The organism is Burkholderia sp. BC1 (genome assembly GCF_052683555.1).
The window spans coordinates 1-5,048 of record NZ_JBQYLP010000136.1; the positions used below are offsets into that span (position 1 = coordinate 1).

Here is a 5,048-nt window from a genome sequence, read left to right on the forward strand (position 1 = left end):
AGAGCCCTGCTCCGAAGCCGCGAACATGCGTTGACAGTCGGTACGAGATCACCTGTCCATTGCGCTGGGCGTGGAAGCCGTACGCGCGGGCAAGAGCGTCTACTTCGGCTCGCTGGCCGAGATCGTGAACTCGATGGCCAAGGCCGAACGGGAAGGCAACTTGGCGCAGCGCGTGCGCTTCCTTGCCCGTAACAGCCTGCTCATCGTCGACGAGATCGGCTACCTGCCCATCGGCTCCAACGGCGGCAATCTGTTCTTCCAGCTCGTCAACGCCTGCTACGAGCGCTGCGCGATCATCCTGACGTCCAACCGCAGCTTCGGTGAATGGGGTGATGTGTTCGGCGACAGCGTGGTGGCCGCGGCGTTGCTCGACCGGCTGCTGCACCACGCGATCGTCGTGCAGATCGAAGGCACATCGTACCGCCTGCGAGAACACGCCGATCTGCTGCCGGACCATCTGCGCAACCGTCTGTCTTCCCTGAACCCCGTGCCCGCTGAACCGGCTCGCCGGCGCCCGGGCCGCCCCCGAAGGAACCCATTCGATCACGTCGCCGGTTGATCACCGTCCGAACAGGGTGGGGAATTTTACTTCGACACTTCTGGGGAAATTACGGCCGAGGTTGACACTCACACACAAAAGTTCGGATAGGCTCGCTGCGAGACGCTGCAATCGGTCCGGCCTTCATCGCGCCCGGCAGTCCGTGGCAAAACGGATTCGTCGAAAGCTTCAACGGTAAGCTGCGTGACGAATTGCTTAACCGCGAATGGTTCCGCAGCCGCGCCGAGGCCAAGGTGCTCATCGAACGATGGCGGCAGTTCTACAACGAACACCGACCCCATAGCGCCCATCGCTATCAACCTCCCGCCACGGTTCGTCGAGCCTGGCTGGATTCCGATAATATCGACGCGAGACTCATTGCCTGATTGGTCACAAAATTCCGCCTCAGGTCAACATTGCCAAATTGATAGTGTCGTTGCTGGTACAGGCCGAGTCGTCTATTTCCGCTCGTCCTAAGCCACCGCGCGTTTATCAAATTCTCCAATCCAATCAATCATCAAATTGAGATCATCGGACAGTTCGTCAACGCCAGGCAGATTCGCGTCGACTTCATCGGACTGAGAATGTTCAAACTTAGAATACTTCGTCATCATCTGATCGACGAGCACACAATCGTCTTGAGTGATCTTTGCCAGCGAGCGAATCTGTTGAGTCTGAACGGAGCGCCGAAATCTTTCGATTAAGCCGTTCAGCATGACCTTTTCGACCGACCGCTCGACTAGTATTCGAAAATCGCCGCAGACTGCCTTCATCTCATTGTCGTAACCCACATCGCCCGCGTCCAAGAGCTTCCGCAAAACGGGTAACCGGTGATCGCGCAGCTTCGTGAAACCTTTATCCGGACGCTCCCTTCTCACATCAAGCGTATCTACCACACCGACCAGTGAGCCCAGACGCCGCAATGATACGAACGCCCGTGACGGGAACGCACCTCCTGTGGCTGCTGCGTTTTTGCTGGCCTTGTCCAATGCATCTTCCAGAAGAGCCAGCAATGAAAGCCTATGTGTGAAAACGATCACCTGCCGTATACGCGACAATTCAACCAGTCGATCAGCAACGCGCTCTTCAAACTCCTGGTCAAGGGACGAGATTGGGTCGTCAAAAACGAAAGGCGTTGGTTGCCCCGAGCCCGTGATGTCAGCAAGGAAGGCTGCTAACGCGACGATCCGACTTTCTCCCTCACTCAGAACGGCATGCGCCGCAGCGTTCTGTTTCGTATCGCGTAGCGTAAGCGTAAACGAGATTCGGCCCTTACCTTCTTGCAGTGGCTCCGGACTTACGAGAAGACGCTTTCCACCAAGCGCCGATATTTCCGCTATGAAACGCTCCTGATAGCCTTTCGCAAGCTCCTCGTCCGCCAGGTCGTTTTTCTTACGGGTGAGTGCATGCGTGCCCGCCAAGCGAATGGCATCTTCAATACTACGGATTACGCCTCTCCGTTGAATTTCAGCTTCCAGAGCCACTTTCTGCTGCGCCATCCATTCGCGCGCACGTAGCTCCTTCAATGCTTTTTCATGCTCGGCCTTTTTTCCGTCTTTTTGCAACTCGGTCAGGAGCGCTCCCTCTTTCCCCAGCGATGCAGCGAGAGTCGCCATTCCGTCATCCAATTGCGTCCAGTTGATAGAGGGCACGTCGGCTTCGACAGCGGCTGTCTCGGCCGCCGCGCGGCGAGCTTGAATGCTTCCGAGCAAACCATCGGCATCGGTTGCCTCAATCTTCAGCAGACCGACATCCAACCGCCATTTTTCGGTCGACGGTAGTACGGGCAAAGCCTTGATCAAAGTATCGCGCAGTTTCTCGGCGGTCTTCGCGCTAGTTTCAAGCCCACCTTTTACATAGGCTTCAAAATCCGAAAGCCTACTGCGTGCAGCTTCATCGAGTGGTTGCTGACACAGGACGCATCTATCCTCGCTTTCATCGACCGCAGGGAACGATCGCTTCGGGTAAGCCTGTTCTTCGGAATACTGCCGTGCCTGATCCCACATCAGGCGCCAGCTTTGTTTGCCGACTCCATCGAGCGGCGCGTTAGCAAACACCCGCTCTGCATCGTCAGTTGCAGCCTTCCGCTTCTCAGCAGCATCGCGTCGGGCATTGATAACTGCGAGGACCTTTTCGTCAGACAGCGCATCACGAAGGCTCTTAACTTCGCTTTCGAGTTGTGCGAGGAGTCTCTTCTGACGCTCCAGTTCCTTCAGGCGGCCAGAGATGTCCTGCTGCTTCAGGCTATTCTCGATCTTGAGTCGTTCTTCCGCATCTGCTTCCGTCCATACACACGCAGTTTCGACGGCATCCCGCGTTGTCGTGGGTTTAATCGCCGCCCAGAATAGTCCGGCTTTAGTGTCCGTGTGATCTGGGGGTATGTGGGGAAGTTTTGTTGGTAACTCGTTCTTCCGTCGCGTTAACTCAGCGACCACACGTTCTGATATTTCGATTAGCGCCGAGATGAACCGCATGCGGCGCGGTTCATAAGACGCAACATTCTTGTCATTAACGTATGACGCGGCGACAGCTGAATCGAAAACGTGGATATGCCGGAGCTTGCCCGCAGGTCCTGTTGCCGCTGTCCACGCGACGACCTCAGGAGTGCCATTGTGCATAACCACGAATTCAGCGGAAGGCGCGATGGGCTTCGCTTGAAAGACGTTGGAAAGAAGGTCTGTTCGCGTTCGCGCGCCACACGCGTTTTTGACCAGCCGCGCAAAACCCGACTTCCCAGCTCCGTTCGGGCCATAGACTATGGCGAAATCCTTGTTGTCGAAATCGAGCGTAGCGTCCTGCCGGATAGCGTTGACTCCATTCACTTTCTCGATTTTGGACAATCTGATATTCAGCGCCGCGATCGCAGCAGCAAACGCGCCTGTAGGTACGTTCTCGTATACGGCGGCTTGATCTTTCGCCGCCTCGGCAAGACAGAGATCGGCAAGGGCGTTTATATCCTTGTCCTCAGGCGGTCGTTGCGAGCCGAGCAACCGTGCAGCCGCCGTTTGCAGCCAGCGCGGACGCTCGGCCAACCATTCTTCAAATGAGTCTTTACTCATCCTGTCCCCACGCGGTTGCGCCTTCGGCATACCATGCCGAACTGCGCGGACTCTTATTTTGTTTTTGGCTTGGTCTTTGTCGCGCCTTTGCGCTGAGAAAGATCGGAAGCCGCCACTTCCTTTTGCTTTTTGCTTGACTTCGGATCGCGCAGAATCTTTGCCGCGTCAGATGCAGCCTTTTTCCCCGTTGCCATGGTCGCCCCTTAGGATGTTCTCATTCGGCTGGTTCTGCCGACTTCTAATAAGCGTATGTCCTCGGACCTCGATTGACAAGAGCAACAACGATCGATGCTCGAACTCCGGCCTAGCGCAAGCGGTCGTCTCCAACCATAGACATAAAGAGCTGAAGAGCCTCGACCTTTGTTCGTCCAGCTCCGATGACATGCAAGATTTCGTCGAATTTGAACGAAACATAGTGACCCAAGCGCGGATTAAGCAGAATACCCTCCGACCACTCCTGCCCGCGATTCTCGACTGCCGCAGCGTATGCAAGCAACCAATACAGTACTACCTGTCGATAATCCGCGGCTGAAAAATTCCGGTTAGAGCATTTGACTTCAATAAGGCTAGACCCAGTCGAAAAGTCACCGCGGCCGGAGGAAACCCAACGAAGACCAGGTATAACGGGGGCGACGATGACAGGTTGCGCTCGCTCAGCCGCAAACTGACCGATGCTCGTGGCAATGTTCCGCCCAACCAACTCTGCGATAACTTTGTCTACGTCCGTGATCTCGTCGGGTAGCTCAGCGTCGAAGTATCGGCGCTGCCTCGCCAGCGCCACCCGCTTGCACTCTTCCCAGTTTGCGTTTCCGGACGTTAAAAGCATTTCGCCCGCCGCAACGCCGAGTTCGAACAACATTGCTCGGTCGAGGCTGCTTTGCTCGATCAACTCGGCGGAGATCGGCTGCATCCCCGAGGCAGAGCTTTTCCTTTTGTTCAGGTACGCAACAACCCCGGTGGTCAACCGAGGGAACACGGCGTCAAACAAACCGGGCACATCTCGCGCCACAGTCCGGGGGTCATGCAGTAGCTTGGGCATCGGAGCACCATCCTTCGTAAACCGACGCAAACGTCGCCTTGTCCTGCCGTTCTATTCCCAATTTGAGGGCGTGTTTAAAATTGAGTTCGACCTGGCGCCTGAATCCATCGCCCTGATCGCCAAACGAATCCGCTGCCAGCCAAACTAGCCGCTGGCATTCGGGGCTCATGCTCGACCAACTACCGCGGAGAGCAGTGAACGCAGCTCGGTCCTTCCAGCGCCGCCAGCACTCGATGCACCCTCGCTTCACCGTTTCAGACCGAGCGTGTTCATAGGTGCGCTGGACGAATGTCGCACGCTCAGTCGTGCGCCGCGCCTGAAGAGTTCGCAGATAGTGCAGTATGCTGGCCTCTGCCCGAAGTAAGAGGCCAGTTCAAAAACCCCTGAGGCGGCTGTTTACTTTCTCGGTAAG

Annotated in this window: 3 protein-coding genes and 2 pseudogenes; 2 read left to right on the forward strand and 3 right to left on the reverse strand. The window is 56.3% G+C overall.

The window, feature by feature from the left end; genetic code table 11:
- Positions 1-43 precede the first annotated feature (43 nt).
- Positions 44-559: pseudogene (locus tag ACSHSS_RS29605) on the forward strand (ATP-binding protein); the annotation flags it as partial.
- Between the two features lie 122 nt (positions 560-681).
- Positions 682-924 (forward strand): annotated as a pseudogene (locus ACSHSS_RS29610) (integrase core domain-containing protein); the annotation flags it as partial.
- A gap of 87 nt (positions 925-1,011) precedes the next feature.
- Here the strand turns inward: ACSHSS_RS29610 and ACSHSS_RS29615 are convergent.
- The 3 genes from ACSHSS_RS29615 to ACSHSS_RS29625 all read right to left on the reverse strand — a co-directional run bounded on the left by ACSHSS_RS29615 (position 1,012) and on the right by ACSHSS_RS29625 (position 4,636).
- Entirely contained in the window at positions 1,012-3,597 is a 2,586-nt protein-coding gene (locus tag ACSHSS_RS29615) for an AAA family ATPase (protein WP_445545920.1), read from the reverse strand.
- Positions 3,598-3,650: 53 nt separating this feature from the next.
- Positions 3,651-3,791 carry a hypothetical protein gene (locus ACSHSS_RS29620; protein WP_175403817.1) on the reverse strand — a complete coding sequence of 47 codons (141 nt, stop codon included), beginning with the start codon at positions 3,789-3,791 and terminating at the stop codon, positions 3,651-3,653.
- A 110-nt stretch (positions 3,792-3,901) separates the two neighbouring features.
- Positions 3,902-4,636 (reverse strand): hypothetical protein, encoded by a 735-nt coding sequence (locus ACSHSS_RS29625; RefSeq protein ID WP_065494617.1) that lies wholly within the window; start codon positions 4,634-4,636, stop codon positions 3,902-3,904.
- Positions 4,637-5,048: the final 412 nt, after the last annotated feature.